The organism is Methylobacterium aquaticum (assembly GCF_001043915.1).
Taxonomy (GTDB): domain Bacteria; phylum Pseudomonadota; class Alphaproteobacteria; order Rhizobiales; family Beijerinckiaceae; genus Methylobacterium; species Methylobacterium aquaticum.
This window is the reverse complement of record NZ_LABX01000157.1, coordinates 17,218-33,039: the sequence shown is the minus strand read 5'-3', so window position 1 is coordinate 33,039 and position 15,822 is coordinate 17,218. Positions and strand designations below refer to the sequence as shown.

The following is a 15,822-nucleotide window of genomic DNA, read 5'->3' as shown; positions in this document are numbered from 1 at the left end:
GTTGCGCACGATCTCCTGCGTCGCCGCCCCCTGCTGGGTGACGGCCGCGGCGATCGAGGTGACCACGGCGTCGATCTCGCGGATCCGGCCGGTGATCGCATCGATCGCCCCCACGGTCTGGTCGGTCACGCCCTGGACCTCGCCGATCTGGCGGGCGATCTCCTCCGTCGCGCGGGCCGTTTGGTTCGCCAGTTCCTTCACCTCCGCGGCGACCACGGCGAAGCCGCGGCCGGCCTCGCCGGCACGCGCCGCCTCGATCGTCGCGTTGAGCGCCAGAAGATTGGTCTGGCTGGCGATGTTGGAGATCAGCCCGACCATGTCGCCGATCCGGGCCGAGGTGGTCTTCAGCGCCTGCACGAGATGGCCGGTCTTGTCGGCCTCCCCGACGGCGGCCTGGGCGAGACCGGCCGAGCCCTCGACCTGACGGCCGATCTCGGAAATCGACGCGCCCAGCTCTTCCGCCGCCGCCGCGACCGTGCCGACATTGGTCGCCGCCTCCTCGGCCGCCGCGGCGACGCTGGTCGATTGCGACGCCGTCTCGGCCGCCATCGACGCCATCGACCGGGCGGTGGCCTGAAGCTCGGTGGCGGCGGCAGAGACCGTGCGGACGACCTCGCCCACCGCCGCCTCGAAGCCGTTGGCAAGTTCCAGCGTGGCGTGCCGACGGGCCGCCGCCGCCGCCGCATCGGCGATCTGGCGCCGCTCGGCCTCCTCCGCCGCCTTGCGGGCGACCATGGCCTTGATGGTCTCGACGGCGCGGCCCAGCGCCCCGATCTCGTCGCCGCGCCGGCTCTCGGCAATCGTGGCATCGACCTCGCCGGCCGCCATCCGGTCCAGCACCGCCACGAGCCGCAGGATCGGCCGCTGGATATTGACCATCAGCACGACGACCGCCGTGAGCAGGCTGAGCAGCATCGCCGCGCCCGTGAGCAGACCGATCCGCGTCGCGGAGGCGATCCGCTCCGACGCGGCCGTCATCGCCTCGTGGGTGAAGCGGTTGGCGTTGACGACCGCTTCGCCGATCGTCGTCTCGGCCCGCCCGATCAGGGCGGCGATCCCGGCACGGGACGCCGCCGCCGCCGCCGCATCGACCGGCCGCCCGGAGAGATCCGCCCGGCCGATCTGCGCATAGGCCTTCACCGCGTCCGCCAGCTCCCGCACGGTGCGCCCGCTCTCCCGCAGGACCTCGGGCTTGAGAGCGATCGCGATCGGCCGTTCGAGCCCCTTGGCGGCAGCCTGCGCTTCGTTCAGCGCCGCCGCCACGGCCGCATCGGCCGCCGCGGCATCGCGTGCCAGTTCGACGGCCTTGGCGCTCAGCTGGATCCGGCTGACGGCGAGCTGCGCCTGCGTGATCCCGCGCAGGATCGTCTCCTCCCGCGCCACCGTGTCGTTCGCCGCACGGATCTCCGTGTTGCTGGACCACTGGTTGTAGACGGCCGCACCGACGAACAAGGCCGTGACGGCCGATGACAAAGCCAGCTTGCGGCCGATGCTGAGCCTGAACATCGCTTGACCCATATTTCTATCGGTAAGATGGTATGTTATATCGCGGTTACGCTGAGGTAATTTCCTTAAAAAATGCTTTTTGCCAGGACGGGAGACAGTCAGGATATTTTTTTGTGGCCCTGGGAACCAAAGACGGTTTGGCCTCCCTCGTCGTCCTGCGGGCGCGCCAGCCAACAGGGGCGATACGGAGCAGGATCACATCGCCGAGCAGATCGCCGAGGATCTTCCCGCCACCCTCACCCGGATGCCCGGCACCCGCCTCCTGATGCGCGGCTCAGCCCACGCGCTTTGGCAGGGTGCAATGGCAGGAGATGCTGCCGCATCGATTCGATCTCGGGCAGCCCCGAGATCGACGAGGCCGTCGACCCATCTCGAATGGTCGATGCCAAGCTCAAGAGTCGATGCCAAACCAGGAGCTGGGCGACGATCCGCGAACGGAACCAAAGGTCGTCTTCAACGACCGTTGATATTATGACGGGCGCCTCGGCATTCAGGAGCCCCGATGCGCCAGCCCTCATCCCCCCTCGCCCTCGGCATCATCGGCGCCGGCATCATGGGCGAGCGCATGGTGAACGCCATCCTCGGCCAGGACGACGCGGCGGTCCGGATCGCCGCCCTGTGGGACCCGGATCCGGCGGCGCGGGCGCGCATCGCCGCACGCTTCCCCTCCCTGCCCCTGCTGACGGAGGCCGCCGCCGTCGTGGCGGCGAGCGACTGCGTCTACATCGCCTCCCCGCCCGCCTCGCATCTCGGCCATGCCCGGGCGGCTTGTGCCGCGGGGCGGAGCGTGTTCTGCGAGAAGCCGCTCGCCGTCGACCTCGCCGAGGCGCGCGACTTCGTGGCGACGGCCGGCGGTCGCGGGGCGGTGAACTTCCCGTTCGCCTCCTCCCTCGGGGTCGCCACCCTGGCACAATGGATCACGGAGGGCGCGGTCGGTGCGCCGCGCCGCCTGACCATCGAGGTCGCCTTCGCGCGCTGGCCGCGGGGCTGGCAGGCCGATGCCGCGGGCTGGCTCGACGCGCCGCAGGAGGGCGGCTTCACCCGGGAGGTGGTGTCGCATTTCCTGTTCCTCAGCCGCCGCCTGCTCGGCCCCCTGGACGACCTCCGGGCGCAGGCGGTGTTTCCGGAACCCGGCCGCTCCGAGCGGGCGGTCGACGCGACGTTCACCGCCGGGGCCGTGCCGGTGGTCCTGCGCGGGCGGGTCGGCGAGACCGCGCTCGACGATCACAACACCTGGACGCTGGAGGGCGAGGCCGGCGCCGTCCGCCTGCGCGACTGGGCGATCGCCGAGCGGGGAGAACCGGACGGCACCTTCGCGCCCGCGCCCGACGCGATCCCGAACGAGCGCGCCCGCCCGATCGCCCTGCGGCGCCAGCTCGAGGGCGTGGCCCGGATGACCCGCGGCGAGCCCCATTCCCTCGCCACCCTGGCGGAGGCGCTGGAGGTCCAGGAGGTCGTCGAGGCCATCCTGGCCCGCGGCGGGACCGGGGGCGCTACCCGGGGCTGACGGGTCGGACATCGCGTCACACCCGGGCGGCCCGCCCGACCCCGGCCGGCGGGCCCCATGGCCTAACGGCATCCTGCGCGCTCCAGGGCGGATAGGTAGCTGCGGCCGCAGCACAATTCCGCCCCCCGCCGGTGCCGGGAGTGGTCTAGAACAACCATGCCTCCCATCATCACGCCGGCATGACGAGTTGCGTCAAACCACCCTGACCCCGCGGCGTCGGTAGTCTTCCGCAACTGAATCCTCCCCGATTTACGCGTTATCTCAGTGGCACATGGCCCGTCGTCGTCCCGGATATCCTTCGGAAGAACGACGGAACCGGGCCGGATGCTCTCGACGCGGGATGAATCCAGCGCGATCGGGCGAGCGGTCAACGTTCCGGAGCGGCCGGGCGGGTGCGGAGATCGGGGTGGAAGCGATGACGACGAAGACGGCAAGGACTCGCCATCGCGACGCATTCCGGCGCGCTCGTCTCGCCGCCGTCCAGGACGGTCGGACGATGCAGGGACCGGGGGGCCGCGCGCGATTGGGCAGGCCGTTCGTCCGCCCTGCGGTGGCGGCGGCCCGCGGACGGCACCGATGAGCGGCGGCACGCCTCCTCTGCGCGTCCTCGTCGCCCATAACCGCTACCAGGTCCGTGGTGGTGAGGATGCGGCGGTGGCCCGCGACCTCGCCGCCCTCGACCGAGCGGGCTGCGCGGTCGAGGCGGTGTTCCTCGACAACGGGGCGATCGAATCTGGCCTCTCCCGGCTGCGCGCGGCGGTCGCGGCGCCGCAGGCGCCGGAGGGCATCGCCCGGGTGATGGCGGCGGCGCGCCGCTTCGCGCCGGACGTGATCCACGTTCACAACTTCTTCCCGCTGCTCTCCCCCGGCATCCACGCGGCGGCGCGGGCCGCCGGCTACGCCACGGTGCAGACGCTGCACAATTACCGCCTGCTCTGCGCCAACGCCTTCCTGATGCGCGACGGCGCGCCCTGCGAGCTGTGCGTCGCCGGCTCGCCCTATCAGGCGGTGCGGTTTGCCTGCTACCGCGGCTCGCGCGCCGGCTCCCTCGCGGTCGCCCGGATGATCGACCATCACCGCCGGGCCGGCACCTGGCGGCGGGATGTCGACCGGCTCATCGCCCTCACTCCCTTCGCCCGTGACCGTTTCATCGCGGCGGGCCTCCCGGCGGACAAGATCCGCATCCGCCCGAACGGGCTGCCCGATCCGGGGCTCCCCACGGACGGCCCGCGGCAGGGCCTGCTCTATGTCGGCCGGCTGAGCCCCGAGAAGGGCGTGACCACCCTCGCCGAGGCCGCAACCCGCGCGGGCGCGCGGGTCACGGTGATCGGCGAGGGGCCGCTGGCGCAGGCGCTCGCCGGGCATCCGGGCCTCGACCTCAAGGGCGCCCTGCCGGCGGATTCGGTCCGGGCCGAGATGGCGCGGGCCTGCGCCCTGGTGGTGCCGTCACTCTGGTACGAGGGCCTGCCGATGGTGGTGGCGGAAGCCTTCGCGGCGGGCACCCCGGTGGTCGCCTCGCGCATCGGCGCCCTCGCGGGCCTCGTCACGGACGGGGTGACGGGCCTCCTCGCGGCGCCGGGCGACCCGTCCGACCTCGCCGGCGCCCTCGGCCGCATCACCGGCGATCCCGCGGGGGCCGCCGCCATGGGGCGGGAGGCCCGGGCGGTCTACGAGCGCGCCTGGCACGAGGACGTCACCACCCGCGCCCTCCTCGACATCTACCGGGACGCCATCGCCGCGCGTGCGGCCGAGGCGGCTCCCGCCAGAACGGGAACCTGATGCCATGGCCCACGATCCCCTCGTTCCCTCCTTCACGATCGGCGGCGTTCCGGTGTCGGCCACCGACATGGACGGTCTCATCGCCGCCTTGGGTCGCCGCCTCGCCGCCGGGCCGGCGCAGCCCGGCACCTTCGTGGTGTTTCGCGATGCCCACGGGGTGGTGAGGGCGCAGACCGACGCCGCCTTGCGGGCCGCCCATCACGACGCCCTGCTCGTCTGCGCGGATGGCCGGCCCGTGAGCTGGATCGGCCGCTGGCGCGGCCTGTCCACCACGCGGCAGGTGCCGGGGATCGAATCGGTCGCGGCGGTGTGCCGGGCCGGCGCGGCCCAGGGCTGGCGCCATTACTTTCTCGGCGGGGGCGACGGCGTCGCCGATCTGCTCGCCACGACGATGCGGGCCCGGGTGCCTGGCCTCCAGGTGGCCGGCATCGAGACGCCGCCCTTCCGACCCCTCACCGACACCGAGACCGAGGCGATGCGGGCGCGCATCCGCGCCTCGGGGGCGCAGATCGTCTGGGTCGGCCTCGGCACGCCGAAGCAGGAAGTGTTCATGGCGGCGCATGCCCCGCACCTGCCGGGCACGATCGCCATGGGTGTGGGCGCCGCTTTCGACGTCGCGACGGGGCGCATCCCGCGGGCGCCGAAAATGCTCCAGGTCGCCGGGCTCGAATGGGCCTATCGCGTCGCCCGCGAGCCGCGGCGCCTGTGGCGGCGCTACCTCGACACGATCCCGCGCTTCCTCGCGATCGCCGCGCGCGACGCGATCAGCGCCCGAAGGGCGCCCCGGCCGTCAGGGACCGGCGCATCCGGGCGGACGGGATCGTCGGCAGCCTGAGCCCGCTCGCCGCGGCGAGCCCGGCGACATCGGCCGGGTTCACGGAGGTTCGCATCCGCGCCTCCAGGTCGGCCGCGCGTGTCGCCGGGCCGCGGTTGCGGGCGAGGGTCTGCTCGGCGGCCTCGCCGCCATCGGTGAAGCGGGGCGGGTCGCTCAGCACCAGCAGGTTGTCGGTGATGACGTTGCCGGTCGCGACCGCCGGACGGTCGTAGAGCAGGCCCGGCAGCCGCGGGTAGCGCGCCCGCCAGATGGAGGAGTCCACCGGCATCGCCGCATAGGCGGCGCGCAATTCCGATTGCGGATCGGTGACCGCGTCCCGGGCCCAGGTCTGTCCACGGGAATCGACATGGACCGCCGGGCTCGACGCGACGAAGACGTTGCCCTCGACGCGGTTGTCGCGCCCGCCGCCGATGAAGACCGGCTGGTCGACCCGCAGGAACAGGTTGCCGGTGACCGTGAACCCGCTCGCCATGTCGTCGAGATAGACGCCCTTCACCTCGGTGTCGGCCCCGCCCCGGATGTCGTGCAGGACATTGCCCGCGATCACGCTGCCGCGCGCGGTCCAGTCGCGGCCGGCATAGATCGCCCCGGTATCGGTGGCGCCGTGCAGCAGGTTCGCGATCTCGTTGTCCGTCACCCGGTGGTCGTTGCCGCGGATGTGGACCGCGTAGGCCGGCGAATCATGGATGGAGTTGCCCGCCACCTCGGCGCCGACGCCGTCGAGGCCGACCGCCGGATGCTGGGTCGGCGCGCGGCGGGCATAGCCGGTGAGGCGGCTGTCGCGCAGGAACAGGCCGCCCGGGGTGAGGGTGCGCCGGTCTCCCCCCGACAGGATCACCGCCTCGGCGCCGGTCCCGGCGACGTCACAGCGTTGGAGGCCGCTGCCTTGCGCCCCGGTGAACACCGCCCCGCGCCAGCCGGCCAGGGAGAGCACGCTGTCGGCGATCACCACGTCGCGCCCGCCCTGCACGCGCACGAGATCGCCCCGGGCCATGGCGAGGCGCAGGGATTCGATCCGCAGATGCGACGTCCCGTCGAGCGACAGCAACGTCTCGGCGACCGACACCTCGACCGTCTCCCCACCCCGTGGCCAGGCGAGCAGAATCCCGGCCTTCGCGTCGCGCCACCAGGTGCCGGGCCGGGTGAGACCGGCGAGCAGGTGGACGAGGCGGATCGGTGCGCCGGCGCGGATGCCCTCGTAGGGCGTGCGGTCGAGGGTCAGGCGCCCGCCCGACTCCTTCGGGCGGGTGCCCGCCACCGGCAGCGCCTCGAACAGCCAGCCCCAGCGCCAATAGCCCTCGGCCCACAGGTCCGGCTCGTCGCGCAGGGCGCCCGGCGGGAGATCCGCCAGGGTGAAGGCCGGCCCGTCCCCCTCCTGCGCCGTGGCGAAGCCCTCCGCCGGCCAGCGCGCCGGATGCATCGCGCCCTCGCCGTCGAACACCTCGAAGGCCGGAGGCGCGGGCGGGACGTTGAGGACGATGGGCGCCTGGATCCGGGCCGGCGCCCGCGCCGCCGGGGGCAGCCGGTAGGCCCGCACCTGGCCCCGTGCCGCAGCCGGCAGACGGGCCGCCAGCGCCGGATCGAGGGGGACCGGCGCGAGGCGCAGGCTGCCGACGAGGCGGGCCGAGCCGTCGGCGGGTCCGCGGATCACCAGGGGCGCCCCGGCGCTGCCACCATCCTGGCGGCCGAGAGGCACGCCTTCCGTGAGGCGATGCGTGCCGGGCGAGAGGGCGATGACGATCGCCGCACGGGGATCGCGGGTACGGCGGCGGCGGGCCTCGCTCAGGGCCTCGGCGAGGGTGGCGACGCCGCCGGGCGCGGGCCGGGTGCCCTCGGCCGCGACCGGGATCTTGATCGGGGCGGCCAGGGCCGGAGAGAGGGCGAGGAGAGCGGCGATCAGGACGAACGGAGTCCGCATGGGGTTCTCCCGGAGCCTGTCGGGTTGGGATCGTGGAATGATACCAACGGTCGTTGAAAACGACCTTTGGTTCTGTTCTCGAATTTTCGCCAAGCCTCTGGCTTGACATCGAAAATTCGAGATGGGTCAACGGCCCGATGCGTCAGCATCTTGGGCCGTTGGTATGATGCGCTCCTGCAAGACGCGCCTGAAGCCTCGCCTGTGTGACGGAGCATTCCCGGGTCAGACGAGGCGCACGTTGTCTCCTCTTCCTGCGGGCGCGGGGCTGTCGGGAGAAAAACGGATCCCGCTATTCCCGCACATCCGCCTCCGTCACGACCACCCTCGGCCGGCGGCTCGGGCCGATGGCCTTGAGCGCCCGATCCACCGCGGCGACCCGGCCGCGGCGGGCACTGACGGCCAGCAGCAGCGTCGGGATGCGCTCCTCGGCGATCAGGCGCTCGGTGACCACGTCGCCGCCGACGAGACCGAGATCGACCACGACGAGATCGGCGTCGCTGCGCAGGAGCGCCTCGGCGAAGATCCCGGCGAGGTCCCGGGGCAGGTCCGACGGGCGGGGGAGCACCCGGAGGCCGGACGGCAGGGTCACCAGGGCGTCGCTCAACGGGGCGCGGGCGCGCAGCAGATCCGCGAGGGTCCGGGGCGCGGCGGCACCGAGGTCGCGGGTCAGGAGGCCCTTCGGATCGGCATCGACCAGGATCACCCGCTCGCGGTCGGCCACCGCCGAGAGGGCCAGCGAACAGGCGAGCCCGGACTTGCCGAGCCGGTCGTCGCCCGCGGTGACGAGGACGACGAGTGGCTTGACCCACGGCTCGGCGGCGGCGAGGCGGTGGCGCAGGCGCGCGAGCGCCACCTCGTAGGGGCCGTCACCCCGGGCAGACGGATCGGCCTTGAGGGTGACGGCCTTGCGCGGGGCACGCGGCAGGGCGTCGAGGCCGGTGCGCCCGAGATGACCCTCGAGGCGCCGGCGCGAGCGGACGCGGCCGGCGAGCAATTCGAGCCCGAGGGCACCGACGAGGCCGAGGCCGGTCCCGGCCACGAGGGCGGCGACCACCACCACCGGCATCGGCGGGCCGATCCGCTTCTCCGGCGGGGAGGCCACCGAAATGATGCGCGAGGCCGAGGTGTCGAGGCGCTGCTGCTCCTGCAACTCGCGCGCCCGGACCAGGAACGCCTCGTAGACCGCCCGGCTCGCCTCGACCTGACGCTCCAACTCGCGCAGTTGCACGAAGTCGTCGCCGACCTTCAGCGCCTCGGTCTTGCGCCGCTCCAGCGTCGAGGCGAGGATCTTGGCGCTCGCCTGGGCGGCCTCGAAATCGTTGCGGCTCGCCGCCGCGATGCGGCGGATCTCGGCCTCGATCGCCCCGCGCAGGGCCTTCTCCTGCACCACGGCCGCCTGGTAGCTCGGATGGCGCTTGCCCAGCGTCTCCTCGGCATCGGCGCGCAGGCGCTCGACGCCGGCGAGCTGGCCGCGCAGGGCCGTGATGGTCGGGTTCGTGACGATCTCGTTGGCGGAATCGAAGCGCCCGCCGGCGAGCACGCTCTCGACCTGGCGCATGCGGGAGCCGGCCTCCAGGGCCTTGGCCCGGGCCGCACCGAGCTGCTCGCTGAGCTGGGTGAGCTGCTGCTCGCTCACGAGCTGGGAGCGGGTGCCGACGAGGTTGCGCTTCGCCCGGAAGGCTTGAGCCTTGTCCTCGGCCTGGCGCAGGGCCTCGCGCAGCTCGGCGAGCCGCCCCTCGATCGCCTCCCCGGCCCGGCGGGTCGTCTCGGAGCGGATGGCGGCGTCGCGGGCAAGGTAGGTCTCGGCGATGCCGCTCGCGAGGCGGGCGGCCTTCTCGCGGTCCTCGGAGGTGACGCCGAGTTCCAGCACGAAGCTGCGCTCCAGGCGCCGCCCGCCGACCCGGTCGCGCAGGATCCTGAGCGCCGTCAGCCGGGGTTCGGCCGGCGACTCGGTGCGGCCGGCAAAGCGCGCGACCAGCGCCTTGAGCGCGCCGATCAGGGTCTCGCGCCCCCGGAATTCTGGGTCCTGCGTCAGGTCGAACCGGTCGACGACCCGGCCGAGCACGTCGTCGGAGGTCAGGACCCGGAGCTGGCTGTCGACGAGGAGGAGGCTCGCGTCGCTCGCCTGGTCCGGCGGGGTCAGGCCGTCCTTCACCACCTGGAGCCCGCGCGGGTCGATCAGGATCTGCGTCGAGGCGGCGTATTGCGGCGGGTTGAGGTGCATCCAGGCCGCCGCGAGCCCGAGGCACAGGAGGACGGGCACGAGCACCGCAAACCAGCGCAGGCGCATGGTGCGCAGGATCTCCCGCGGATCGAGGAACCACGGGTCGCGCTCCCCCTGGCCCTCCCGCGGGGATGCGCCGACGAGCAGCCCGTTGCGGACATTCTCGACCATGGTCATGTTGGGCCCAAGGCTCCTCAGAGAGTCTCGCCGCGGATCGGATCCGTCCCGTTCCAAGACAGCCGGACCGCGCGGCGTTCCCGTCGTCCGGTCCTCATCAAGCCGCGGGCCAGGCCTGCCCCGTGCCGCCCGGGGACGGGATGGGCCGGGCGGCACTCGCCTCCGGCACCGCCTCGGCCTCGACCTCGCGGCACGCCGCCCGCGCGCAGGCGAGCGCCGCCACATAGGCCAGCACGTTGACGTTCCAGTCCTGGAACAGCCCGGGCGTCGTCATCCCGTTGAGGGCGAGCATCAGGATCAGGCAGGCGACGATCCGCCGGGTGCCGCGATCGGCCGTCGCGGCGAAGCGGACCGGCTCGACCAGGGTCACGACCGCGAAGGACAGGCCGACGATCCCGGTGCCGGCCCAGGCGCTCAGGAACATGTTGTGCGAACTCGAGATGAACACCGCGTCGCGGCCGAGTTCGTCGGCGAGCCCGGTGGTTGGGATCAGGAGCTGCACGAAGCGGTCGGCGGCCGAGAAGCCGGAGCCGAGCAGGCGGTCCTGCGTCGCCGCGATGAAGGTCGGCCAGAACTGGCCGCGGCCGGTGGCGTTGGCGAGTTCCACCTTGGGCTTCTGGAGGATGACCGAGAGGAGGTCGAGGAGGCCCGGGAAGCTCGACAGGCCGATCATCAGGAACAGGAACAGCGCCAGCGCGACCAGCGCCAGGACGACCCCGGCGACCCGCAGCCCCGGGCGGCGCGAGGCGATCATCAGGGCCGGCCCGACCGCGATCAGCGCCCCCGTCGAGGCCGCCGAGCCCGCGATCACGAAGCCCATGGCGGCCAGGACGAGATAGCGGCCGCGGCGCCGGTTGGGCGGCCCGAACCAGGCGGAAAAGCCGAGAAGCGCGCAGACGAGCGGCATCATGTTGTTCTTGGCCGAGGAGAACACGATGCCCGAGGCGAGGTTCTGGAGGACCTCCGGCGTCACCGAGACGAGCCAGGCAAGCGTCACGATCGCCAGGATGTCGGCGAGCCGCCGCCGGATGTCCGGCCGGTCGAAGATCAGGATCGAGGCGAGGGTGAACACCGCCAGCTCCGCGGTGCGATAGAGCGTGTAGGTCGGCACGATCGACCAGGCGGCGCTCAGGCCGTCCATGCCGATCATCAGGGTGAACGGCAGGTAGGGCATCGCGAAGGGCAGCAGCAGGACCCGGCGGTCGGCCGCGACCTTCACGATCAGGTAGAGGGCGGTCAGGCCGGTGAGCACGATGGTGACGACGTTCGAGGCCGTCAGCCCCTGCTCCAGCACGGCGTTGCCGTCCTCCCGCGGCACCGTGAAGACGAGGGGCATGAAGGCGAACACCACGACCAGGGTGAGCGGCCAGAACAGGGGCGCTCCCCCGGAGGGCGGATGCGTTGCGAGGCGGCGGCGCAGAACCGGGTAGGCGACCGTGAACCAGGTCGCGACCCCGATGGCGATGAGGGCGTTCAGCATCCTGGGCGCTCCGCGCGCGAGGCCGGGGATCGCGGCACGGGGGCCCGCGGGGCCGGGGCCCGTGCGAGGGCCGCCAGGAGGGCGGCGAGCGAGGCGCCGTGCGCCAGGGCGACGACCGCCGCGGCACCCACGGCGCCGTAGCGGGCGAGGAGCGGCTGGATCAGCGCCAGCGACACCGCGAGGCTGACCGCGAAGGCACGGAAGATCACGTCGGTGCGCCGGCGCGCCCGGAAGATCTGCGCCACCATGTCCCGCAGGAAGATGAACACCACGCCGAGCGCCAGCCAGCGCAGGCAGGGCGCATAGGGCGCATAGGGGGCGCCGAAGACGAGGCGCAGCCAGAGTTCCGCCGGGACCGCCACGACGGCGAGGAGGAACCCGACCGGGACGCCGAGGCGGCGGGTGACGGCGAGGAGATAGGCCCGCAGGGCCGGCTCGCCGCCGGTCTCGTAGGCCCGGCCGGCGCCGGTCGGCACCACGTTCTCGGTCGCGGCGAGCATCAGCAGCACGAGGCCGACGAGGTACTGCGCCGCCCGCAAGCCCCCCAGCGCCTCGTCGCCGAGGACGCCGCCGGCCAGGATCCAGACCAGCTGCTCCTGCCCGAAGGTGACGAGGACGACCGGCAGGAGCCAGCGCGCCATCTGCCAGTGTCGCCGCGCGGCGACGGCGAGGCGCCGGCGCCCGGGACGGGGGCCCCGGCCGAGGAGAAGCGGCAGCGTCGTCAGGAACGCCGTCAGCGCCAGGATGGCGACGAGGCGCGCCGCATCGAGCGGGATGCCGAGCGCCCACAGGACGGCAACGGCGAGCGGGGCCGCCATCGCGCGGGCGAGGTCCATGGCAAGCGCCGTCGCTCCCCCCTCATAGGCGAAGAGCAGCCGCCGGGCGGTGAGCTGGAGGTTCTGCGCCAGGGTGAGCGCGCCCGCCGCCGTCACGAGTCCGACCGGCACCGCCTCGCCGCGGGCGGAGAAGTACAGGGCGAGGACGCCCGCGACCCCGAGGCCGAGGCCCGCCGCCAGGGCCAGGGCGCCGACGCCGACCGCCGCCTTGTAGCGAGCCGGATCGCGGACCGAGCCGGCCATCGTCATCAGCGGCGCGGTGACGAGCGCGTTGTGCAATCCTTGCGCGAAGCCCGCCACGATGAGAACGAGGGCGAAGCGGCCGAACCCCTCCATGTCGATCAGGCGCGCCGCCGCGATGCCGGCGAGGAAGCCGAAGCCGCTCACCGCCCCCTGGTCGAGGAGCGAGAGCAGGGCCGGCCCACGCCAGCGCCTGGAGAGGACGGATGACGGCCTCACCGGGCGAGCACCGCCCCGGCCGCCGCGGTGACGAGGCGGTGGCGGCCATAAAGCCAGAGCGGTCCGCTCGACACGACGGTGCGGGTGAGCCCGCGCTTGAAATCGTAGACGCCCCGGTTGCCGGCCGGATCGATGCCGCCGAAATCGAACACCCGGCAGCCCTCCGCGGCGCCGCGGCGGATGAAGTGCCAGACCGCCAGATAGGCGGCGGCATTGGCCTTGGCCCGCTCGGTCGAGGCGGTGAAGAAATCGGTGAAGCGGTCGCGGCTGCGATGGGCGATCCGCACCAGGCACAGCTCCCCTCCCTCCCGGATCTCCAGGATGACGTGGCGCAAGTCCGCCGCCGCGAGGTCGCGGTAGGCGGCGGCGTCGAAGTCGTTCGAGAAGCCCTTGCGGGTCTTGAGGGCCGCATACATCGCCGTGAAGGCGTCGAAAGCGGCCAGCCGCTCGGCCGGGTCGTCGAGGAAGCGGGCCGTGAGGTCCGGCTGGCGCTCCGCCTTGCGCAGGGCCTTGCGCCAGCGCTGCTCCATCCCGGCCTGGATCGCGTCGAGGCCGGCGGTGAGGTCCACCTCCAGGGTGTGCCGGCCCGCGGTCGCGACCGGACGGAAGCCCGCCGCCAGGAGGCCGAGCACCGCGCCCGGGCTTTCGGTCCGGGTGGGATCGACCACCAGGAGGTCGAGCGGCCCGAGGGCCAGATGGGCGAGCAGCGTGCGCAGGACCGCCTCGCCGTGGCGCTCGCCCTTCCCGGTCAGGAGCGGCCCGCCCTGGATGTAGAGCTGCCGGACCGGACCCCGGCGGCGGGACTGCACCTGCGCCAGGCCCAGGAGGTCGCCGCCCTCGTCGACGACGCTCAGCCGCTCGACGCCCGCGCCGCGCCGCGCCTTGTAGGTGCCCCAGCCCGAGGCCGCGAAGATGGTGCCCCGCGGCTGCGTCCACACGGCGTCGTCCCAGGTCGAGACATCGGTCACGGCCAGGACCCGCAATCCCGTCTCACGTTCCGTCTTGGTCATGGCTGTCCCGTGCCAGGATGCGACATCGTCGGCGTCCGATGCCCCCGAGACGCAAGCGGCGCACCGCGTGGTGGCCGCCGACGTCGCGGGGCCGCACATCCCGGCGCGGTCCGCCGGCATCTACGTGGTTTTCTTGGGTTGTCGACGGGCCGGGGCGGTCTCACCTATGGCACACGGCTTCTTCATGACGGCGGGCGGGATGCTGCATTCCTTGAAGGCCCTCGCCCGCGACCATCCGGTGGTCCGGGCCCTGGTGCTGCGTGGGCTCGCGCGGTGGCGCCGGCTCGCCGATGCCCCGCCGGGCCTCTACGCCCTGTGCTACCACCGCGTCCCGGAGCGCCACCGCGCCGGTTTCGCGGCGCAGATCGCCTCCATGCAGCGGCATGGCCGCTTCGTCGGGGCGGACGAGGCGGTGACGCTCCTCAAATCCGGCGCGGCGACGGCCGAGCGGCATTTCCTCGTGACCTTCGACGACGGCTATGCCGATACGGTCGAGGTCGCGCTGCCGGTCCTGCGCGCGGCCGGGGTGCCGGCGATCCTGTTCCTCGTCGCCGACTGGCTCGACGCCCCCCCGGCGCATCCGCCCGGCCCCTATGCCGGCCGGGCCCTGGTGGCGGAGTGGCTCGCCGCCGGTCTGGAGATCGGCTCGCACAGCGCGAGCCACGCCCGCATCGCCACCCTCGACGACGCGGCGGCCGCGCATGAGATCGTCGCGTCCCGCGCCGCCCTCGAAGCGGCGACGGGGCGGCCGGTCCGGCACTTCGCCTGCCCCTGGGGGGTCGCCGAGCACGATTACCGGCCGGGCCGCGACCCGGCCTTGGCCCTCGGCAGCGGCTACGCCACCTTCTTCACCACCCGCCGCGGCGTCGCCACCGGCCCGCACGACCTGTCCGCGATGCCGCGCCACGTCCTCGAACCGGACTGGCCCCTGCACGAACTCGACGCCCTGATGGGAGCCCGGCATGTCCGCTGATCGCCCGGTCGTGGTGGTGACCGGCGCGCTCGCTCCCTACACCCAGGTGCTCTACCGGGCGCTGGCCTCCGTCCTCGACCGGCCGCTCACCGTGCTCGCCTGCGCGGCGCGGGAGCCCGCCCGCCAATGGGAACTCGCGGCGGCGGACGGCTACGGCTTCGCCGTGCTGCCGGGACTGCGCTGGCACCGGGACGCGGTGCGCAACCTCTACGTCAATCCGAGCGTCGTCCCGCGCCTCGCCGCCTTGCGGCCCGCGGCGGTGATCCTCAACGACTTCTCGCCCACCATGGCGATGGCAGCGCTCGCCGCGCGGGCCCTGGGCATCCCCTACGCGATCCGCACCGACGGCGTGCCGGAGACCGATCCCGGCGCCCGCTCGCCGGCGCACCGCCTGTTGCGCCGGACGATCGTGCCGGGCGCTGCCTTCGGCCTCGCCCCGAGCGACGGCAGCCGGACGCTGCTCTCCACCTACGGTCTCGCGCAAGGGCGGGTCTTTCGCGCGCCGCTGTTCCCGGCCTGGGACGCCGCGCCGCCCCTGCCCGATCCCGAGGCGCGGCCCTACGATGTCCTGTTCTGCGGCATCCTCAACGAGGAGGTGAAGGGCGCCCGCTTCTTCACCGACGTGATGCGGGCCTGCGCCGCCGCCGGGCGCCCCTTGCGGGTACGGGTGGCCGGGGACGGCCCGCTTCGGGGCGAGATGGCGGCCCGCCTCGCCGAGGCCGGGATCCCGGCCCGGTTCGACGGCTATCTCGCGCAAGGTGCCTTGGCCGAGGCCCATGCCTCCGCCCGGCTGCTGCTGTTCCCGAGCCGCGGCGATGTCTGGGGCCTCGTCGTCAACGAGGCGTTGCAGAGCGGGGCTTGCGTCCTCGCCTCGCCCCATTCCGGCGCCGCCCGCGAATTGCTGGAGGCGCGGGGCTGCGGCACGGTGCGGCCGATGGATGTCGCGGACTGGGCCCGCACCACCCTGGCGCTCCTCGACGATCCCGGAGAACGGGCCCGCCTGCGGGCGGCGGCCGAGCGGGCCCTGCCGGACTTCGCGCTGCCTCGCGCGGTCGAGGCGTACCGGGCGGGGCTCGCCGCGGCGGGCTGACGCGAGGCCCGGGCCCGTGCTGTCGTCC

The 15,822-nt window shown here is 73.5% G+C and carries 11 protein-coding genes; 5 read left to right on the top strand and 6 right to left on the bottom strand.

Annotation, left to right across the window (positions count from 1 at the left end; all coding sequences use genetic code 11):
- The coding region (locus VP06_RS35175) for a methyl-accepting chemotaxis protein (RefSeq protein WP_048465546.1) at nucleotides 1-1,506 on the bottom strand (1,506 nt) is incomplete at its 3' end.
- 502 nt (nucleotides 1,507-2,008) lie between these two features.
- Here VP06_RS35175 and VP06_RS20000 point away from each other — a divergent pair.
- The 3 genes from VP06_RS20000 (at nucleotide 2,009) to VP06_RS19990 (ending at nucleotide 5,627) form a co-directional block, all read left to right on the top strand.
- A complete protein-coding gene (locus VP06_RS20000) occupies nucleotides 2,009-3,013 on the top strand; it encodes a Gfo/Idh/MocA family protein (RefSeq protein WP_048465545.1) in 1,005 nt (334 codons plus the stop codon).
- Nucleotides 3,014-3,589: 576 nt separating this feature from the next.
- Nucleotides 3,590-4,792, top strand: coding sequence for a glycosyltransferase (locus VP06_RS19995; RefSeq protein WP_245291247.1), 1,203 nt, complete (start codon nucleotides 3,590-3,592; stop codon nucleotides 4,790-4,792).
- A gap of 4 nt (nucleotides 4,793-4,796) precedes the next feature.
- Nucleotides 4,797-5,627 (top strand): WecB/TagA/CpsF family glycosyltransferase, encoded by an 831-nt coding sequence (locus VP06_RS19990; protein ID WP_048465544.1) that lies wholly within the window; start codon nucleotides 4,797-4,799, stop codon nucleotides 5,625-5,627.
- Here VP06_RS19990 and VP06_RS19985 read toward each other — a convergent pair.
- The 5 genes from VP06_RS19985 to VP06_RS19965 form a co-directional block, all read right to left on the bottom strand.
- Nucleotides 5,557-7,545: a right-handed parallel beta-helix repeat-containing protein gene (locus tag VP06_RS19985; RefSeq protein ID WP_053081950.1), complete on the bottom strand. Its 1,989-nt coding sequence runs from the start codon at nucleotides 7,543-7,545 to the stop codon at nucleotides 5,557-5,559. The two genes, VP06_RS19990 and VP06_RS19985, sit on opposite strands and share 71 nt — an antisense overlap.
- 289 nt (nucleotides 7,546-7,834) lie before the next feature.
- Nucleotides 7,835-9,946 carry a GumC family protein gene (locus VP06_RS19980; RefSeq protein ID WP_048465543.1) on the bottom strand — a complete coding sequence of 704 codons (2,112 nt, stop codon included), beginning with the start codon at nucleotides 9,944-9,946 and terminating at the stop codon, nucleotides 7,835-7,837.
- A 97-nt stretch (nucleotides 9,947-10,043) separates the two neighbouring features.
- Nucleotides 10,044-11,426, bottom strand: coding sequence for an O-antigen ligase family protein (locus VP06_RS19975; protein ID WP_053081947.1), 1,383 nt, complete (start codon nucleotides 11,424-11,426; stop codon nucleotides 10,044-10,046).
- Complete coding sequence (locus VP06_RS19970; protein ID WP_156295689.1) at nucleotides 11,420-12,721, bottom strand: lipopolysaccharide biosynthesis protein; 1,302 nt, start codon at nucleotides 12,719-12,721, stop codon at nucleotides 11,420-11,422. Before VP06_RS19970 ends, VP06_RS19975 begins: the two co-directional genes overlap by 7 nt.
- The gene (locus tag VP06_RS19965) at nucleotides 12,718-13,731 is read right to left on the bottom strand and encodes a lipid II:glycine glycyltransferase FemX (RefSeq protein ID WP_048465542.1); all 1,014 of its coding nucleotides are present in this window, start codon (nucleotides 13,729-13,731) and stop codon (nucleotides 12,718-12,720) included. Before VP06_RS19965 ends, VP06_RS19970 begins: the two co-directional genes overlap by 4 nt.
- Before the next feature lie 166 nt (nucleotides 13,732-13,897).
- Here VP06_RS19965 and VP06_RS19960 point away from each other — a divergent pair, with 166 nt between their 5' ends.
- Nucleotides 13,898-14,704: a polysaccharide deacetylase family protein gene (locus VP06_RS19960; RefSeq protein WP_245291246.1), complete on the top strand. Its 807-nt coding sequence runs from the start codon at nucleotides 13,898-13,900 to the stop codon at nucleotides 14,702-14,704.
- Nucleotides 14,694-15,794 carry a glycosyltransferase gene (locus tag VP06_RS19955; protein ID WP_048465541.1) on the top strand — a complete coding sequence of 367 codons (1,101 nt, stop codon included), beginning with the start codon at nucleotides 14,694-14,696 and terminating at the stop codon, nucleotides 15,792-15,794. Before VP06_RS19960 ends, VP06_RS19955 begins: the two co-directional genes overlap by 11 nt.
- The last annotated feature ends 28 nt before the right edge of the window (nucleotides 15,795-15,822 follow it).

What these genes read in the sequence shown, in the direction of transcription:
- VP06_RS19995 (WP_245291247.1), top strand. Translation starts at nt 3,590, where the DNA reads ATGAGCGGCGGCACGCCTCCTCTGCGCGTCCTCGTCGCCCATAACCGC.
- VP06_RS19990 (WP_048465544.1), top strand. Translation starts at nt 4,797, where the DNA reads ATGGCCCACGATCCCCTCGTTCCCTCCTTCACGATCGGCGGCGTTCCG.
- VP06_RS19965 (WP_048465542.1), bottom strand. Translation starts at nt 13,731, where the DNA reads ATGACCAAGACGGAACGTGAGACGGGATTGCGGGTCCTGGCCGTGACC.
- VP06_RS19955 (WP_048465541.1), top strand. Translation starts at nt 14,694, where the DNA reads ATGTCCGCTGATCGCCCGGTCGTGGTGGTGACCGGCGCGCTCGCTCCC.
- VP06_RS20000 (WP_048465545.1), top strand. Translation starts at nt 2,009, where the DNA reads ATGCGCCAGCCCTCATCCCCCCTCGCCCTCGGCATCATCGGCGCCGGC.
- VP06_RS19980 (WP_048465543.1), bottom strand. Translation starts at nt 9,946, where the DNA reads ATGACCATGGTCGAGAATGTCCGCAACGGGCTGCTCGTCGGCGCATCC.
- VP06_RS19960 (WP_245291246.1), top strand. Translation starts at nt 13,898, where the DNA reads ATGGCACACGGCTTCTTCATGACGGCGGGCGGGATGCTGCATTCCTTG.
- VP06_RS19975 (WP_053081947.1), bottom strand. Translation starts at nt 11,426, where the DNA reads ATGCTGAACGCCCTCATCGCCATCGGGGTCGCGACCTGGTTCACGGTC.
- VP06_RS19985 (WP_053081950.1), bottom strand. Translation starts at nt 7,545, where the DNA reads ATGCGGACTCCGTTCGTCCTGATCGCCGCTCTCCTCGCCCTCTCTCCG.